This is a genomic window from Microvirga yunnanensis, from assembly GCF_025460875.1.
In genome coordinates this window covers 79,232-95,181 of record NZ_JAMXFI010000008.1, presented here as the reverse complement: position 1 = coordinate 95,181, position 15,950 = coordinate 79,232, and the positions used below count along the sequence as shown (strand labels likewise).

Genomic DNA, 15,950 nt, shown 5'->3' with positions numbered 1-15,950 from the left:
GAGACGGCATAGAAAGCCGGCCCGACGGGCTGTCCGCTCCAGGGCGCAGAATATTCCGGATAGGTCGTGCGGCCACGCGCCGGGCCCCAAGGGCCGTGGACATACGCGGCGCCTGTGCCGTTGCAGGCCGAGATCGTGCCTGCCACGGTCATGAGAACAGTCGTCGTCAGAATCGTGCGATGCATCGCACTGGGACCAGCTACGGTCAATGGCGCACCGAGCCGGCAGGACAATAGGAGGACCGGAACCGGGCCGGCAAGGGTCTCAGGCGGGCGGACGAGAGAATCCTCTCGAAGGATGATGGGTCGAAGTCCGCTTGGCAGATCGCCGCATCCAGAAGCACTTCGCTGATCTGGACTCCGATGTCGTAGTTGCCGAAAATGAGCTTGAAGAAGACAGTGACCGAGTCATGCACGAACTCCATGTCGAGAGCGACATGGCATGAATCTTCCCGTCCGGTGCTGACATGGGCGACATAGCCGTAGGACAGTGTCTCGCCCTTGAAGTAGAGTTCGGCGGATGACGTCACCATCTCGTCCATGTTGCCGTGCAGTTGATTGTCGGCATAGAAACGGATGATCTCCGCGTCCGTAAGACAGAAATCGGCAATGACGTCCTTGATATTGCACGCCAGCACCTCCTCGAAGGCTTGAATATCCCAATGCTCTCTCAGCGGAGCCGCAACTTCGACGGTGCGAAGGCTTCTCATTTGGACCTCGTGAGGATGTAGAATAGAATCTGGGCGACGGCCTTGTAGAAGTCGGGAGGAATCATCCGGTCGACTTCGACATGATCGTACATGGACCTTGCCAGAGGCTTGTCTTCGATTACCGGGATGCCGCTTTTCTCGGCAATCTCGCGGATTTTCAAGGCGATGAGGTCCTTGCCCTTTGCGACGACGATCGGGGCGCTGGCTTCGCTGCGTTCGTATCGCATGGCAATCGCGAAGTGAGTCGGATTGGCGATCACGAACGTCGCCTTTGGCACGGCTGCCAGCATCCGCTTGCGGCTTCGGTCCTGCGCCAGGGAGCGCATCCGTGCCTTGACCATCGGATCGCCCTCCATCTGCTTATACTCTTCCTTGACCTCCTGCTTGGTCATCTTCAGATCGCTGTGCCACTTGAACCGAGCCCAGAGCAGGTCGGCGGCAACAAGGACGATCGTCGCGATGGCGATGGCCGAGACAAGACGCATTGCCATGGTCAACATCAGCTCCGGAAGAAGGGAGGGATCGGTGAGCATGGCATTCAAAACCTTGTATTGCTCCGACTTCAGAAGCAGGAGGCTGACGAGCGTCATTGTTGCGAACTTGAACAATGACTTTGAAAATTCTACTAAACCCTGGCGGCCGAAGATCCGCTTCCAGCCGCTCATGGGCGAGATTCTGTTCCACTGCGGTCTGATCCGCTCGGAGACGATCGACGGGACGTTCTGCAATATCGATGCGGCGAGGCTGCACGCCGCCAGGATGATGATCGCCGGAATGAGGAACCGACCGACCTCGAGGGCGACCGCCTGTATCAGTGTGGTCGCGTCCGAACCCGAGTCGAGGCGAAAGTCCTGCGGGCGATTGACGAAGAGCGAGAGCTTCTCCGTCAGGCTCTTCGTCGTGCTGCGGGTCGCGAACGCCAGAACGAGTAGGATCCCGACAAGCGAAGCGAACATGGGAGCTTCTCTCGAGAACGGGATGTTCCCTTTCTCGACGGCGTCCCGAATCTTCTTGTCGGAAGGCGCTTCTGTCTTGCTGTCCTGATCGTCCGTGTCAGACATGATCCGAGGTTCGGCTGTGGGAGCATCGGATCCGGAGGGCACATGCCGTTCCGGATCCGATGCTCAGATCCTGGGTGGTGCATAGCGGGACATGAGGCGCCTCGCGGCGGCGATGGCCTCTCATGGTCCGCGATGCTCTAGAAATAGGCCTCTTCCTCGGTCTCCGAGTTGATGACGATCTCTCCTCGGCCGGCCATTTCCAGGGCCAGGTCCGTGATGCTGCGCCTCGCGTCGGCGATATCGCGATGCGCGGACGGCTCCTTGCTGTTGAGCTCGTGCTCGATCATGCGGCGAACGCGCGACGAGAGCGCGGAGAGAACGACCTTGCGGAAGTCGTCGTTCGTGCCCTTGAGGGCAAGCACGACGCGATCCGGCGGGACTTGATCGAACAGGGTCGTGCGATCCTTGGGCGTCAGCTTCACGATGTCGTCGAAGGTGAAGAGCAGGCCCCTGAGGATTTCTGCCGATTTCGGCCGAACGGTCGACAGGCTGGTCAGCACGTCCTCCATATGATCGCGTTCCATCTTATTGATGATGTCGGCGATCTTCGCGTGAGTATCCGCGCCGGCATTCTTCGAGAAGTTGGCCATGAAATCCTCATGCAGCGTCTTCTCGATGTTTTTCATCGTCTCGTCGACGATCGGCTTCATGCTGAGCATCCGGCGCATGAGGTTGTTCCGCAGCGGCTGCGGCAGCTGCGTCATGACTTTCGCCGCGCAGGAGGGTTTCACCTTCGAGAGGATCAGGGCCGCCGTCTGCGGATGCTCCTTCATCAGGTAGGATGCAATCGCACTTTCGCTGACGGTGGAGATGCGCTCCCAGATGCTTCGGTTGGCGTTTCCGACAACCTCGTTCATGATGCTGGCGATCTGCTCGGGGCTCAGGATCCCCGTAAGCAGCTTCTCGATATGGGCCGCACCGCCGACCAGGTCCGCTCCGTCGGAGAAGTTCGACGCGAACTCTTCGACGAGCTGCTCGATCTGGGTCGGAGACACCGGCCCGAGCTGAGCGGCCGATTTGGTGACGAGCCGAATCTCCTCTTCGTTGAAGTGCTTGAGGATCCTGCTTGCTGCAGGCTTCCCCATGGCGAAGAGAAGGGTTGCGACGCGCTCGGGTCCTTTCAGGACCTTAGTGCCATTCGCCTTCATGGGAACGTGAGCGACCATGCCGTGAAGCCAACTTAGCCGTTAAGATCGTTGGTGGGAGGGCCGACGATTTCCGTCAGCGAGATGCCGAAGCGGGAATTGTCATCCTCCACGACCACGACTTCGCCGCGGGCGATGATGCGGCCGTTCACGACCACGTCCACCGGCTCTCCGACCCGATGGTCGAGGGGAACGATCGCGCCTCGGCCGAGCTTCATCAGGTTGGCGACCGGCATCGTGGCAGAGCCGAGAACCACCTGAATGGTGACCGGAATGCGCAGGATCGAATCGAGGTTCTTGCCGCTGCCCAGCCTCTCGTCCTGCAGAGCTGAATTTTCGAAAGCGCCGTCCTGTTGCCACACGGCTTTATCCTGAGATTTGGGCTCGAAGGGGTTCGTCATGGGAATGGACCTTATGATTGTGATGCGCGGGTGAGGGATTGGGCTTGCTGGCGTGCGTCTTGAAGGAGGTGCTCGAGCTGGCTCGTGACGGCTTGGGCTTCCTCGATGCGCTTGCCGAGCAGGAGGAGGGTCTCCTTGCCTTCGGTGCCGAAGGCTGCGACAGCGCCCTGAGCGGCCACAAGGGCCGCGCCGGTCTTGTCGAAGATCTGCTGATACTCGGCATGGTACCGGTCGAGCCTCTTGAGCTTGCGATACATGACGGCGACCATGACGCTGGTGGTCACGAGAGCGAGGAACAGGATGGCGTTAGCGAGGGAGGACATCATCGAGAAACTCTTTTTCCTGGTCGATGAGCTCATCGACCTTCAGAACGTAGGACCCTTCCGACTGTCCGATATGACACCAGAAAAGACCCTGCTGATTGCTCTCAAGCTTGACTCGGCTGCGGGGGGTCGCCTGCAGTTCGATGACGTCTCCGATCTTGAGGTCGGCGATCTCCCCGAGGGAGAGGAACCTCTCCTCGAGAACGGCCTTGAGCGTAACCTCCGTCTTCTTCACCTCCGTGGCGATCTGCTTCATCCACCGGGGATCACGGCCGGATGATTCGCCCGTCACCACATGAGAGAGGGCTTTGCGCATCGGATTGAGAACCGACTGCGGAATGATGACGAACATTTCGCCGCCGCGGTTGAGCGCCTGGAGAAGGAACTTTGCCGCCACCGCCTGATTGTTCCGCCGCCCGATGACCGCGAAGTCCATACGGGTCTCGATGCGCTCGAGCTTGAACTTCGTATCGACGATCAGGGAGAACGATGCCTGGAGAGCCTTCGCAACGTGCTCGAAGAGGGTCTGGGCCATCCGGAGTTCGATGCTCGAGAAGCCACGCGCCTCCTCGACGGGAGGTTCGGAGCCGTCGGAACCGAAGAGCACCTCCACCATCGTATAGATGAAGTCCCGGTCGAAGCCGATCAGGATGTGGCTGTCCCATTCGGGCGCATGGAAGATGCCCGCGACGGCGTTCGCCTCGTACATCTCCAGAATTTCGGTGATGCGACCGCTCTCGAGCCCGCTGAGCGAGTAGTACATGGGCGATGCTGCCAAGTGGCGCAGGTGCTCGGCGCAACTGGTCGTCATGCGGTCGAAGATCACATGAAGCATCGGCAGGCGGTCGAGGGAGAGGCCTGCCGCATCCAGAAGCATGTCGCGGATGTCGTTGGCGCTATGGGCTCCGCTCATCATCATGCGGCCTCCTTCAGATCTTCGGAGCGGCCGCCGGTCGTCGTCGCGGTCTCAACCTCGTCGATGGTCGGCCGGTACTCCACGGAGATGCCCTTGCGGCCATGCTCCACGGCGATTTGCGGGAGAGCGCCGTTCATGTAGGCGATGAAGGCCTGCTTGACGATGACATAGACGCGGGTCTGCTTTTCTCGAGTCGCTTTCACCTTGTTCGCGAGCGGTGACAGGAAGGCATAGGAGATGAAGATGCCGCCGAAGGTTCCGACAAGCGCCGAGGCGATCAGCCCACCCAGAATGGTCGGCGACTGATCGATGGCGCCGAGCGCCTTCACGATCCCGAGGACGGCAGCCACGATCCCGAGGGCCGGGAGGGCCTCCGATACGGTGTTGATCGAGTAATACGGTTTCGTCCGGTCGCGCTTGAGGGTTGCGATTTCTTCTTCCATGAGCGCTTCGATCTCATGGGGACGCGCGTTGCCGATGATGATCAGCCGGGCATAGTCGCAGATGAAGAGCGTGAGATCCTTATCCTTGAGGACGCCCGGAAAGGCCTTGAAGATCTCGGATTCTTCCGGCTGGTCGATATGCCCCTCCACCTCGTTCCGCGGCTTGTTCTTCAGCTCCCGCATGAGGGCATAAAGGAGGCCGAGGATTGCGAGATAGTGATCCCTCTTCGGCACGGCTCCGGAGATGGCCTCGCGCGCGGCGCGGCCGGTGTCCTTCACCAGAGGCATGGGATTTGCGATGATGAATGTGCCGATCGCGATCCCGCAGATGATCACGTATTCCCAAGGCTGCCAAATGACGGCCAGATGACCGCCCATGGCGACATAGCCGCTCACAAGCGAGCCAATGGCGACTGCCAATCCGATCAAAACGCCCAAAGTCGCGGTCCTTTTATGAAAGTCCAACTTGTTGAGGATGTCTTAAACCCGGAGGCTTGCGCGAAGCTGGAAACCGGGGAGCAAGCCTCGTGCAAGGCTGTTCGACTACCCCTCGGGCCAAGTTCATGCGGCAAAAGGAATGCCGCGCCGTCAGGGCTGGCGCCATCGGGCCGCCCTCATGAGAAAAGGCCGGAGCTCCTCCATGCAATCCTCGCTTTATGTCGCGCTGTCCGCCCAGGTGGCCATGGAAAAGCGCCTGAACACGATAGCGAACAACGTTGCGAACATGAACACGGGCGGCTTCCGAGCGGACGAGGTCAAGTTCGAGGAAATCCTCTCGCTCGCAGCCAAGGAGAATGTGTCCTTCGCGTCGTCCGGGCAGAACTTCGTGTCACGGCGCGCGGGTCCCGTCGTGAAGACCGACAATCCCCTCGACGTCGCCATCCAGGGGGAGGCCTGGTTTGCCTTCAACGGGCCCAACGGGGCCGTCTACACCCGCGACGGCCGGTTCAAGATGAACGAGAACGGCGATCTTCTGACGGTCGAAGGCTATCAGGTTCTGGACGCGGGCGGCGCGCCCATCGCTCTCGATCCGATGGCGGGTTCGCCGACGATCGGGCGCGATGGAACGATCATGCAGGGCACCAACCAGGTTGGAGCCATCGGTCTGTTCAACCTGAGGAACGACAGCCGTCTCACCCGTTTCGGAAACTCCGGCGTCATGTCCAGCATTCCGGGAGAGGTCGTTCAGGATTTCAACTCCACCGGGGTTCAGCAGGGCTTCAGCGAGGGATCGAACGTCAATCCCGTTCTGGAAATGACCAAGATGATCGCGGTCCAGAGGAGCTTCGATAGCGCGGCCACGACCATCCAGGAAAGCGAATCGACCTTCATGGATGCCATCCGGACCCTTGGCCCCAGCTCCTGATGGCGGCGATGAACGCTCTCCAAAGGCTCGAGGAGTTCATCCTCACCGAAGGTGCCGGCAGGCGGAAGGTCCAGATCAGCGGAACCATCCGCGAGGTCAACCCGAGCTATTACCGGGTTGCCGGATTGTCCCAGTTCGTGAAGCTCGGCGATCGGGTCGGCTTTGAGGCTCATGGGAGGACGCAGGCCGGAGAGGTGGTGCGAATTGACGACGGCGGGATCACGATAAAGCCCTTCAACGGGCGGATCGAAGCCGGGATCGGAACGCCCGCCTTCATCCTGGGCGACACGGCCTTGAGCCCGGACCATAGCTGGCGCGGGCGCGTCATCAACGCTCTCGGCGATCCGCTGGACGACCTCGGTCCTCTGGTCACCGGCCACAGGCCGGTCCGGAACGATGCCGAGCCCCCGTCCGCCATGACGAGGGCCAGGGTGACGACTCCTCTGAAGACGGGCGTCAAGGCCATCGATCTGTTCACTCCCCTGTGCCAGGGACAGCGCATCGGCATCTTCGCGGGCTCCGGCGTCGGAAAGTCCACGCTCCTGACCATGCTCGCCAAGTGCGAGGGCTTCGACACGATCGTTGTCGCCCTTGTGGGAGAACGCGGCCGCGAAGTTCGGGAATTCCTGGAAGGACCCATTCACGCGAACCTGCACAAGTCGATCATGGTGGTGTCGACCGGCGACGAGAGCCCGATGATGCGGCGACAGGCTCCCCGAACGGCCGTGGCGCTGGCCGAGTACTTCCGTGATTGCGGCGACTCCGTCCTGCTCATCGTCGATTCGGTCACGCGATACGCCCATGCCGCCCGCGATGTCGCTCTGGCAGCCGGGGAGCCCGCCGTCGCCCGCGGCTATACGCCGAGCGTCTTCAGTGACCTGCCCCGGCTGCTGGAGCGGGCGGGGCCTGGGCAGGAGGGACGAGGATCCATCACGGGCATCTTCTCCGTCCTCGTCGACGGCGACGATCACAACGACCCGGTCGCCGACAACATTCGGGGCACGCTCGATGGTCACATCGTTCTGGATCGCGCCATCGCTGATCAGGGACGCTACCCGGCCATCAACGTCCTGGGGTCGATCTCGCGCCTGGCCGACCATGTCTGGTCCCCCGACCAGAAGGAACTGGTTCGCCGCCTCCGCGGGCTGATTGCCCGCTACGAGGACACACGGGATCTCAGGCTCATGGGCGGCTATCATCCCGGCAACGATCAGGAACTCGACCAGGCGGTCGTGCTCGTCCCGAAGATCTACGAAGCGCTCAGGCAGGATCCGTCCATGCCCGCCAGTCGCGACGCCTTCATGGATCTGGCGCAGGCCCTCAAGCAATAGGGTTGTCCACCTCTCATATGACGACTGGATCGAATACAGCCTCACGCAAGCGTCATGGTGTTAGGTCCGGTTTGAAACCGTAGGAGCTTCAGATGAGTCTTTATGGCGTTCTTCGTAGTGGCGTTTCTGGCATGAACGCTCAGTCGAACAAGTTGGGTACCGTTGCGGAGAACATCCAGAACTCGAGCACGACCGGATACAAGCGAGCTTCGACGGAATTCTCGTCCCTCATCCTTCCCTCGAGCGAAGGCAACTACAATTCCGGCTCCGTCACGAGCAGGGTTCGCTATACGATCGCCGACCAGGGCCCGATCGCCTATACGACCTCGGCATCCGACCTTGCGATCTCCGGCAACGGCTTCTTCGTGGTGACCGATCCGGGCGGATCGCCGTACCTGACCCGCGCGGGCAACTTCGTGAAGGACGGGCGGACGGGCAATCTCGTGAATGCCTACGGGTTCACGCTCATGGGCTACAAGCTCGGCGCAGGGGCCGTGAACCCTTCCCTGAACAGCCTCGACGGCGTCGAGCCGGTCAACATGTCCTCCTTCGCCATGCAGGCGAGCGGGTCGACGAAGGGGTCCTTCAAAGGCAACCTGCCTGACGGTGAGCCTGTCATTGCTCCCCCGGCCACGGTCAGCAAGCAATCGTCGCTTCAGGTCTATGACAAGGTGGGCAATCCGATCAAGATTGACATCTCTCTGACGAAGACCAGCGATACGCAGTGGACCATCAGCGTCGCGAACGGAACGACCAGCGATCCGCTGACTGGAACGACCTCAATGACCCTGACTTTCGATGCGGATGGCCAACTGACCGGCCCGTCCGTACTGAACTTCGGCATCCCCGGTGGCGAGCCCTTCGCCCTCGACATGGCCGGCATGACGCAGCTCGCCGGCGAGTACAACGTCACCGGCGAGGCCAACGGCAATGCGCCGTCCGCCGTGAAGGACGTCGAGTTCGCGTCTGACGGCACCGTCTACGCCGTCTATGAGGACGGAACCCGCGTCGGGGCCTATCGGATCCCGCTCGCCAACGTGTCGAGCCCGGACAACCTGAGCCCTCGCGCCGGCAACGTCTACGAGACGACGGCCGCATCCGGCGGCTATCAGGTCGGATTCCCTGAGATGTCGGGCTTCGGGTCGATCGCGTCGGGCGCCCTCGAAGGATCGAACGTCGATATCGGCACCGAGCTGACGGCGATGATCGAGGCTCAGACCAGCTACACGGCCAACTCCAAGGTTTTCCAGACCGGATCCGAACTGCTCGACGTCCTGATGAACCTGAAGCGGTAATCGTTGGAGAGTCCTTGATCCATGTCTCTGTCAGTAGCCTACAACACGGCACGGTCGTCGCTTCTAGCGTCGCAATCCCAGATGGCGACGGTCTCGCGCAACATCACCGGGGCGTCCGATCCAAGCTATTCGCGCAAGATCGCCACGCTGGTGACTCAAGGGGGCGCGGCCCGCGTCGTGACCTTGAGAGCCAGCGATGCGGCGCTCCTGTCGAAAATGCTCGAGACCACATCCGACGCGGCAACCCAGAAGGCGCTGCTGGAAGGGCTGGAGAAGCTGAGCCAGACCGTGGGCGACACGGAACTCGACGAGTCCCTCGCCGCCCGCATCGGAGCCTTGGACGGCGCCCTCAAGCAATATGCCAATGCTCCCGACAATTCGCAGTACGCCAGGGCGTTCGTCACGGCCGCCACCAACATGGCGTCGAGCCTGAATCAGGCCACATCGGCCGTTCAGGCCGTGCGGCTTGAAGCCGACGGCAAGATCGGGGACTCCGTCGCCCGCATCAACGACCTCCTGGCGAAGTTCGAAAAGGCCAACCAGCAGGTCGTGAGCGGCTCCGCGCTCGGGGCCGACGTCACCGACGCCATGGATACCCGCGACAGCCTGATCGCCCAGCTGTCCGAGGAAATCGGCGTGACCGTCGTGCCGCGGGCCGGCAACGACATCGCTCTCTATACCGACAGCGGCGTTCCGCTGTTCGACAAGACGGCCAGGCAGGTCAAGTTCGACCAGACAAACGTCTACGCTCCCGGCACAGTCGGCAAGGCCGTGTCCATCGACGGCATTCAGGTGACCGGCCCGGGGGCCCTGATGCCCCTCAATTCCGGCAACCTCGTCGGGCTGGTGGCAGTGAGGGACGACGTCGCCGTGACCTACCAGCGTCAGCTCGACGAACTCGCGCGGGGCCTCATCGAGGCCTTCGCGGAGAAGCATCAGACCGACGCATCCCAGCCCGATCTCCCAGGCGTATTCACGTTTCCGGGCGCATCAGGCGTTCCCGCATCGCCGGCCACGACAGGCTTGGCAGGCCTGATCAGGGTGACGGACGAGATCGATCCGGCGAAGAGTGCGACTGGTACCTTCGCTAACATTCGTGATGGCGGGATCAACGGCGCGGCCTACCGCTACAATCCCGATCCCGACAATGCGGCCTTCTCCGGCCGTCTGTACGCACTCGTCGGAGAGATGTCGAAGGAGCGGACGTTCGACAAGACCCTCGGTCTTGGGGAGACCGTGTCCCTGCGGGAATTCGCTCAGGGATCAGCTAGCTGGGTCGAGTCGTCGCGCCAGAGCGCCGACCAATCGCTGGATTATCGGAATACGCTCCTGGGACATGCATCGGAAGCGCTCTCGAACGCCACCGATGTCAACGAGGATGATGAAACGGCCCTGATGCTGCAGCTCGAGAAGTCCTACTCGGCTTCCGCGAAGCTGATCTCCGTGATCGACCAAATGATCAAGACCCTTCTGAACGCGGTGGGTTAGACATGAAAACCACATTCATCTCGACCGTGACGTTGTGGAATTCCCCCCGATCGTCGCTCGACAGGCTTCAGGAGAGCCTCACGAAGGCTAACACGGAGCTGACGACAGGCCGGCACGCGGATGTCGGGCTCGCTCTCGGATACAAGGTCGGAGAATCGCTCTCCCTGCGCCAGCAGCGGGCGGAGATCGACACGCTGACCGATAGCAACAGTGTCGCTCTTCAGCGCATCAAGACGACAGATGATGCCCTGAACAGCATTCGGGACGATGCAACGAAGTTCCGGGATGCACTCGTAGGATTGCCGCTCAATCCTCCAGTGGAGATCATCAAGAACCAGGCAGAAGCCTATCTGAGCAGCCTGATTTCCAACCTCAACACCTCGGTTGGCGGTCAGTTCGTTTTCGGCGGAATCAACACCAAAGCGGATCCTGCAAACGACTACGCAGGCGGTGGACCACCTTCCCTCAAGGATCTGGTCGCGGGGGCATACTCTGCTCCGACAGCGTCGGGTGGTTTCAACATTCCGCAGAGTGACCCGGCTGTCTCGGGGATCACGGCGGATGATATGAATGATTTTCTCGACGGGCCGTTCAAGGCGATCTTCGAAGGGACCGGCTGGAGCGCACTCTCGAATGCGTCCGACCAGAACATTCAGAGTCTGATCTCGCCGACGGAGAAGGTCGAGACATCCACCAACGCAAATACGACTCCCATGCGGCAGGTCGCGATGGCATACACGATGATCTTCGATCTCGGGATCGAGACATTGAGCCCTGCCGCCCGGAACGTCGTGCTCAAGAAAGCGATCGACGTTCTTTCGACGGCTGTCTCTGGCCTGATTGACGTGCAGGCGACCCTCGGAACAACGCAGGCAAAGACCGATACTGCGACCGAGAGAATGGCATTGCAGAAGTCGATCTACGACGAGCGAATCGGTCACTTGGAATCCGTCGATCCGACGGAGGCCAAAGTCCGTGTCGACCAGCTCATGACACAGATCCAAACCTCCTATTCCCTGACTGCTCAGCTCAAGCAGCTGAGCCTCATCAACTATCTCTAGTATCGGGTTCAGTCGATGTATCGATTTTCATATGCAGAAGTTGTCGAAGACGCTCCTAGAGAATGCCGGCAGCGTGAATATGAGGTCTTCGATCACGCGATCGGCCTCCTGAAGGCTGCCGAGGGACGGCCTTCCCGATCGCCCGAGGTGAACGACGCCATGGAATTCCTCCAGCGCCTGTGGACTGCCTTCGTCCAAGACCTGGCGCATCCGGACAACGAGTTGCCCGACAAGCTTAAAGCCCAGCTCATTTCGATCGGGTTCTGGGTCATGCGCGAAACCAGCCGCGTCGCGCTGGGCGAGCACAACGACCTGAACGCGCTCATCGATATCAATACCATGATCCAGGAGGGTCTGAGATGAAAGCCAAAATGAGATTCTCCCTGAAGGCCGGCGAGCGCATCTTCATCAACGGGGCCGTTCTGACCGTGAGCCAGAAGGTGACCTTGAGCCTCCTGAACGAGGCCCGCTTCCTCCTGGAGAGCCATGTCCTCCAGGTGGCGGATGCGACCACTCCGATGCGCCAGCTCTACTTCGTCGTGCAGTCGCTCCTGATCAACCCTCAGGAAGCCGGAAAGGTCATGGGCGCGTTCCGCAAGCTGCACGATGCCCTGATCACGGTCGCGACCGACGACGGCGTGAAGGATTCGCTCCGCAAGGTCGGGGACCTCGTGGAAGCGGACCGCACGTTCGAGGCGCTCAAGCTCATCCGGACCCTGTTCGAGCCGATCGAGGCTCATCCATCCGCACCCGCCGAAGCCGCTGCGGTTCAAGCAGCATAATTCAGGAGCCCCACGATGAACGTCTCCTCGATTTCAAACAATATCGCAACGCAGCGGACGGCCACGACCGAGACGTCCTCGACGGCGAGTTACGACAACTTCCTGAAATTGCTGCTCACGCAGATGAAGAACCAGGATCCGACCGAGCCCATGAAGTCGACCGACTACATGGCCCAGCTCGCGACCTTCTCCCAGGTCGAGCAGACCGTGAAGAGCAATTCCAAGCTCGATGCGCTGCTTTCGTCCTCGACATGGGCCCAGGCCGACAGCGTCATCGGCCGTACGGTCTCGACCGCTGACGGCAAGATCTCCGGCGAGGTCCTGTCCGTCACGATCGCCAGCGACGGCGCGGTGGCCAAGCTCAAGGGCGGAGAGCAGATTCTCCTTGGCCCCGGCATCGTGGTGAGCTGACGATGAACGAGGTCGATGCCCTGGAGCTTGTCCGGGCAGCCATCTGGACCGTCATCATTGCGGCGGGGCCGGCCGTTGCCGCCGCAATGATCATCGGAATCGTCATCGCGCTTGTTCAGGCACTGACGCAGATCCAGGAGGTCACCCTTACGTTCATTCCGAAGATCATCGCCATTCTGGTGGTCGCGCTCGTCACCGGTTCCTTCGTCGGATCGCAGATCTTCGCCTTCACCGAACTGGTCTACGGCAAGATTGTAACAGGGTTCTAGATCCCGGCCTTGTCGGCTGGTGCGATGTGGGTCTCCCCGTCCAGGCGAATGAGCGACCCTCGCGCAAGCTTCGTGGTTCATGTGTGTGTCTGATCGTTCATTCGTTGAGCTGGCAGGCACATGGAAGCAAGTGAAATAACGGCCCTGGGGCGTAGCAGGGACCTGGCATTCGCCGGCGCGGTCGTCGGCATCCTCGCCATTCTCTTCCTCCCGATCCCGCCGATCGCGATCGATATGGGCCTCGCCCTCTCGGTTGCCCTCTCCGTCCTGATCCTGATGGTGGCGCTCTGGATCCAGAAGCCCCTCGAGTTCTCGGCCTTTCCCACCGTGCTCCTCATAGCAACGTTGTTGCGTCTTGCACTGAGCATCGCGTCGACCCGCCTCATCCTGTCCGACGGCCATAAAGGCGTCGATGCGGCCGGCCACGTGATCAGCGGCTTCTCGCAGTTCGTGATGAGCGGCGACTTCGTCATCGGTATCGTGGTCTTCATCATCCTGATCACGGTCAACTTCCTTGTCATCACGAAAGGTGCAACCCGTATCGCCGAAGTGGGCGCGCGATTCACGCTCGACGCCATTCCCGGCAAGCAGATGGCCATCGATGCCGATCTGTCGGCCGGACTCATTGACGAGAAGGAAGCCCAGCAGCGCCGGCGTGAGCTCGAAGAGGAGAGCGCCTTCTTCGGATCCATGGACGGTGCCTCCAAGTTCGTTCGCGGCGAGGCCGTCGCAAGCCTGATCACGATCGCCGTCAACATCTTTGGCGGCATCGTCATCGGCGTCACGCGCCATGGCATGCCTCTGTCCAAGGCTGCCGATGTCTTCGTCCAGCTCTCGGTCGGCGATGGACTGGTCAGCCAGATCCCGGCGCTCGTCGTCTCCCTGGCCGCAGGCCTTCTGGTGTCGAAGGGCGGAACGAGGGGGCAGGCGCAGCAGGCCGTGCTCGGGCAGCTTGGCGCCTATCCCCGGGCCCTCATGGTCGCCGCCGCCCTGATGTTCGTCTTTGCCATCGTTCCCGGCTTGCCGATGCTCCCGTTCCTGGTGCTCGGCTGCTGCATGGGCTTCATCGCCTACTCGATTCCCAAGCAGAGAGCCGAGCAGGAAGCCAAGGCTCAGGCCAAGCTCGCGCAGGAGCAGCAGAAGACCCTTCTGGAGTCGCGGGATACGGTCAAGGAATCCCTGAAGCTCGCCGAGATCGAGCTCTGCCTGGGCAAGCATCTGGCCTCCCATCTCGCAAGCGCCCATGGGGATCTGGCTCATCGCGTTAGCAAGATGCGCAAGAAGTTTGCTCAGGACTACGGCTTCGTCCTGCCGGACGTGAAGCTCTCCGACAGCCTCATGATTCCGCCCAAGAGCTATCAGATCAAAATCCACGGAACCGTCATCGCCACCCAGGAGGTCCGCCCGGGCGATCTTCTCGTCGTGCTCGGCGACGGCCCGATGCCCGACGTGCCGGGCGACGAGGTGCGGGAGCCGGCCTTCGGCATGAAGGCCATGTGGGTGTCGGATGTGTATCTGAGCGAGATCAAGCGACAGGGCTTCCAAGCCGTCGATGGAGCGTCGGTCCTCCTCACTCACCTGAGCGAGGTGATCCGCAACAACCTGCCGCAGCTTCTGTCCTATAAGGACGTGCGCAACCTGCTGGATGGCCTGGACTCCGAGTACAAGCGCCTGCTCGACGACATCTGTCCCTCGCAGATCTCCTATTCCGGTCTCCAGTCGGTCCTGAAGCTCCTGCTGGCGGAGCGGGTCTCGATCCGCAACCTGAGCCTGATCCTCGAGGCGATCGCCGAGATCGCTCCCCATGCCCGGAGGGCCGAGCAGCTGGTGGAGCATGTGCGGGTCCGGATCGCCCAGCAGATCTGCGGCGATCTCGCCGAGGGCGGTGCCCTGAACGTCTTGAGGCTCGGCAACAAGTGGGATATCGCATTCCATCAAAGCCTGAAGCGGGACGCCAAGGGCGACGTGGTCGAGTTCGACATCGATCCCAGGCTCGTGGAGCAGTTCGGGACGGAAGCGTCCGATGCCATCAAGACCCGCATGGGCCAGGTTCATACCTTCGCGGTCGTGACGGCGCCGGATGCGCGCCCCTATGTGCGCATGATCATCGAGCGCATGTTCTCGTCCCTGCCGGTTCTCTCGCATCTGGAAATCGCCCGCGGCCTGGAGGTCAATTCGCTTGGTACGATCTCGTGACCCAGCTGACCCCCGAGATCCTGCTGGCGATCTTCCTGATCTTCTGCCGGATCGGCGGTTGCCTGATGATGGCTCCGGGATTCTCGAGCAGCCGGATCCCAATGCAGGTTCGCCTCTTCATCGGCCTGGCCACCAGCTTGGCGCTGGCGCCGGTTCTTCTCGAGAAGGTTCAGGCCGGCATCGCCTCCCAGGCGCCTGCGGCCATCCTGGTCTATATCGCCTCGGAGCTGCTGACCGGCCTCCTGATCGGCCTCCTGGGACGCGTGTACTTCTTCGCCCTGCAATCCATGCTGAGCGCCGTCGCGATGGCGCTGAGCTTCGGCATGCCGGGCGCCCCGATCGATGAGGCGGAGCCCCTTCCTGCGATCGGCTCGTTCATCATGATGGTGGCAACCGCCGTCCTGTTCCTGTCGGATCTCCACTGGGAGGTGTTTCGCGGCCTTGTCGATTCCTACTCGCGGCTTGCGATGGGCGAGGGACTGGGCACCAGGCTGTCGCTGACGCAGCTGGTGGACCAGATCGGCGTCGCCTTCGTGCTCGCCCTCAGGATCAGCAGCCCCTTCATCCTCTATTCCGTGATCGTCAATCTCGCGGTCGGCCTCACGAACAAGCTCACGCCTCAGATCCCGGTGTACTTCCTGGCGACCCCCATCGTCATGGTCGGCGGATTGCTGATCGTGTACTTCGCGGCTAGCGATTATGTGCTTCTCTTCATGGAGGCGTTCTCGACTTGGCTTCGGAACGGATAGGCCC

The 15,950-nt window shown here is 61.4% G+C and carries 18 protein-coding genes; 11 read left to right on the top strand and 7 right to left on the bottom strand.

Going from position 1 to position 15,950, the window contains the following annotated elements; translation table 11 throughout:
- Positions 1-205: 205 nt before the first annotated feature.
- The 7 genes from NF876_RS06405 to motA form a co-directional block, all read right to left on the bottom strand.
- Positions 206-709 carry a BspJ family T4SS effector nucleomodulin gene (locus tag NF876_RS06405; RefSeq protein WP_262268013.1) on the bottom strand — a complete coding sequence of 168 codons (504 nt, stop codon included), beginning with the start codon at positions 707-709 and terminating at the stop codon, positions 206-208.
- Positions 706-1,770, bottom strand: a complete 1,065-nt coding sequence (gene flhB / locus NF876_RS06400; protein WP_262268012.1) for a flagellar biosynthesis protein FlhB — start codon at positions 1,768-1,770, stop codon at positions 706-708. Before flhB ends, NF876_RS06405 begins: the two co-directional genes overlap by 4 nt.
- A 137-nt stretch (positions 1,771-1,907) precedes the next feature.
- Positions 1,908-2,936, bottom strand: coding sequence for a flagellar motor switch protein FliG (locus NF876_RS06395; protein WP_262268011.1), 1,029 nt, complete (start codon positions 2,934-2,936; stop codon positions 1,908-1,910).
- 14 nt (positions 2,937-2,950) lie between these two features.
- The gene (gene fliN, locus NF876_RS06390; protein WP_262268010.1) at positions 2,951-3,316 is read right to left on the bottom strand and encodes a flagellar motor switch protein FliN; all 366 of its coding nucleotides are present in this window, start codon (positions 3,314-3,316) and stop codon (positions 2,951-2,953) included.
- An 11-nt stretch (positions 3,317-3,327) separates the two neighbouring features.
- On the bottom strand, positions 3,328-3,642 hold the full coding sequence (locus tag NF876_RS06385; RefSeq protein WP_262268009.1) for a hypothetical protein: 315 nt from the start codon (positions 3,640-3,642) through the stop codon (positions 3,328-3,330).
- The gene (locus tag NF876_RS06380) at positions 3,623-4,555 is read right to left on the bottom strand and encodes a flagellar motor switch protein FliM (protein ID WP_262268049.1); all 933 of its coding nucleotides are present in this window, start codon (positions 4,553-4,555) and stop codon (positions 3,623-3,625) included. Before NF876_RS06380 ends, NF876_RS06385 begins: the two co-directional genes overlap by 20 nt.
- Positions 4,555-5,436 carry a flagellar motor stator protein MotA gene (motA, locus tag NF876_RS06375; protein WP_173950069.1) on the bottom strand — a complete coding sequence of 294 codons (882 nt, stop codon included), beginning with the start codon at positions 5,434-5,436 and terminating at the stop codon, positions 4,555-4,557. Before motA ends, NF876_RS06380 begins: the two co-directional genes overlap by 1 nt.
- Before the next feature lie 202 nt (positions 5,437-5,638).
- Here motA and flgF point away from each other — a divergent pair, with 202 nt between their 5' ends.
- The 11 genes from flgF to fliR all read left to right on the top strand — a co-directional run bounded on the left by flgF (position 5,639) and on the right by fliR (position 15,946).
- Entirely contained in the window at positions 5,639-6,364 is a 726-nt protein-coding gene (gene flgF / locus NF876_RS06370; protein ID WP_262268008.1) for a flagellar basal-body rod protein FlgF, read from the top strand.
- An 8-nt stretch (positions 6,365-6,372) separates the two neighbouring features.
- Positions 6,373-7,695, top strand: a complete 1,323-nt coding sequence (fliI, locus tag NF876_RS06365) for a flagellar protein export ATPase FliI (protein WP_262268007.1) — start codon at positions 6,373-6,375, stop codon at positions 7,693-7,695.
- Positions 7,696-7,787: 92 nt separating this feature from the next.
- Positions 7,788-8,990, top strand: coding sequence for a flagellar hook protein FlgE (locus tag NF876_RS06360; protein ID WP_262268006.1), 1,203 nt, complete (start codon positions 7,788-7,790; stop codon positions 8,988-8,990).
- 21 nt (positions 8,991-9,011) lie between these two features.
- Positions 9,012-10,478, top strand: a complete 1,467-nt coding sequence (gene flgK / locus NF876_RS06355; RefSeq protein WP_262268005.1) for a flagellar hook-associated protein FlgK — start codon at positions 9,012-9,014, stop codon at positions 10,476-10,478.
- Positions 10,479-10,480: 2 nt separating this feature from the next.
- The gene (locus tag NF876_RS06350; RefSeq protein ID WP_262268004.1) at positions 10,481-11,539 is read left to right on the top strand and encodes a flagellar hook-associated family protein; all 1,059 of its coding nucleotides are present in this window, start codon (positions 10,481-10,483) and stop codon (positions 11,537-11,539) included.
- A 15-nt stretch (positions 11,540-11,554) separates the two neighbouring features.
- On the top strand, positions 11,555-11,902 hold the full coding sequence (gene flaF, locus NF876_RS06345) for a flagellar biosynthesis regulator FlaF (RefSeq protein WP_262268003.1): 348 nt from the start codon (positions 11,555-11,557) through the stop codon (positions 11,900-11,902).
- Positions 11,899-12,321, top strand: coding sequence for a flagellar biosynthesis repressor FlbT (flbT, locus tag NF876_RS06340; RefSeq protein ID WP_262268002.1), 423 nt, complete (start codon positions 11,899-11,901; stop codon positions 12,319-12,321). The genes flaF and flbT overlap by 4 nt, the downstream gene beginning before the upstream one ends.
- A gap of 15 nt (positions 12,322-12,336) precedes the next feature.
- Positions 12,337-12,732: a flagellar hook assembly protein FlgD gene (gene flgD / locus NF876_RS06335; RefSeq protein WP_262268001.1), complete on the top strand. Its 396-nt coding sequence runs from the start codon at positions 12,337-12,339 to the stop codon at positions 12,730-12,732.
- A 2-nt stretch (positions 12,733-12,734) separates the two neighbouring features.
- Positions 12,735-13,001: a flagellar biosynthetic protein FliQ gene (locus tag NF876_RS06330; RefSeq protein WP_009493088.1), complete on the top strand. Its 267-nt coding sequence runs from the start codon at positions 12,735-12,737 to the stop codon at positions 12,999-13,001.
- Positions 13,002-13,121: 120 nt separating this feature from the next.
- On the top strand, positions 13,122-15,197 hold the full coding sequence (gene flhA / locus NF876_RS06325; protein ID WP_262268000.1) for a flagellar biosynthesis protein FlhA: 2,076 nt from the start codon (positions 13,122-13,124) through the stop codon (positions 15,195-15,197).
- Positions 15,194-15,946, top strand: a complete 753-nt coding sequence (gene fliR / locus NF876_RS06320; RefSeq protein WP_262267999.1) for a flagellar biosynthesis protein FliR — start codon at positions 15,194-15,196, stop codon at positions 15,944-15,946. The genes flhA and fliR overlap by 4 nt, the downstream gene beginning before the upstream one ends.
- Positions 15,947-15,950: the final 4 nt, after the last annotated feature.

Excerpts from the sequence above, each read along its gene's own strand:
- NF876_RS06405 (WP_262268013.1), bottom strand. The coding sequence starts at position 709 with ATGAGAAGCCTTCGCACCGTCGAAGTTGCGGCTCCGCTGAGAGAGCAT.
- flhB (WP_262268012.1), bottom strand. The coding sequence starts at position 1,770 with ATGTCTGACACGGACGATCAGGACAGCAAGACAGAAGCGCCTTCCGAC.
- NF876_RS06395 (WP_262268011.1), bottom strand. The coding sequence starts at position 2,936 with ATGGTCGCTCACGTTCCCATGAAGGCGAATGGCACTAAGGTCCTGAAA.
- fliN (WP_262268010.1), bottom strand. The coding sequence starts at position 3,316 with ATGACGAACCCCTTCGAGCCCAAATCTCAGGATAAAGCCGTGTGGCAA.
- NF876_RS06385 (WP_262268009.1), bottom strand. The coding sequence starts at position 3,642 with ATGATGTCCTCCCTCGCTAACGCCATCCTGTTCCTCGCTCTCGTGACC.
- NF876_RS06380 (WP_262268049.1), bottom strand. The coding sequence starts at position 4,555 with ATGATGAGCGGAGCCCATAGCGCCAACGACATCCGCGACATGCTTCTG.
- flgF (WP_262268008.1), top strand. The coding sequence starts at position 5,639 with ATGCAATCCTCGCTTTATGTCGCGCTGTCCGCCCAGGTGGCCATGGAA.
- fliI (WP_262268007.1), top strand. The coding sequence starts at position 6,373 with ATGAACGCTCTCCAAAGGCTCGAGGAGTTCATCCTCACCGAAGGTGCC.
- NF876_RS06360 (WP_262268006.1), top strand. The coding sequence starts at position 7,788 with ATGAGTCTTTATGGCGTTCTTCGTAGTGGCGTTTCTGGCATGAACGCT.
- flgK (WP_262268005.1), top strand. The coding sequence starts at position 9,012 with ATGTCTCTGTCAGTAGCCTACAACACGGCACGGTCGTCGCTTCTAGCG.
- NF876_RS06350 (WP_262268004.1), top strand. The coding sequence starts at position 10,481 with ATGAAAACCACATTCATCTCGACCGTGACGTTGTGGAATTCCCCCCGA.
- flaF (WP_262268003.1), top strand. The coding sequence starts at position 11,555 with ATGTATCGATTTTCATATGCAGAAGTTGTCGAAGACGCTCCTAGAGAA.
- flbT (WP_262268002.1), top strand. The coding sequence starts at position 11,899 with ATGAAAGCCAAAATGAGATTCTCCCTGAAGGCCGGCGAGCGCATCTTC.
- flgD (WP_262268001.1), top strand. The coding sequence starts at position 12,337 with ATGAACGTCTCCTCGATTTCAAACAATATCGCAACGCAGCGGACGGCC.
- NF876_RS06330 (WP_009493088.1), top strand. The coding sequence starts at position 12,735 with ATGAACGAGGTCGATGCCCTGGAGCTTGTCCGGGCAGCCATCTGGACC.
- flhA (WP_262268000.1), top strand. The coding sequence starts at position 13,122 with ATGGAAGCAAGTGAAATAACGGCCCTGGGGCGTAGCAGGGACCTGGCA.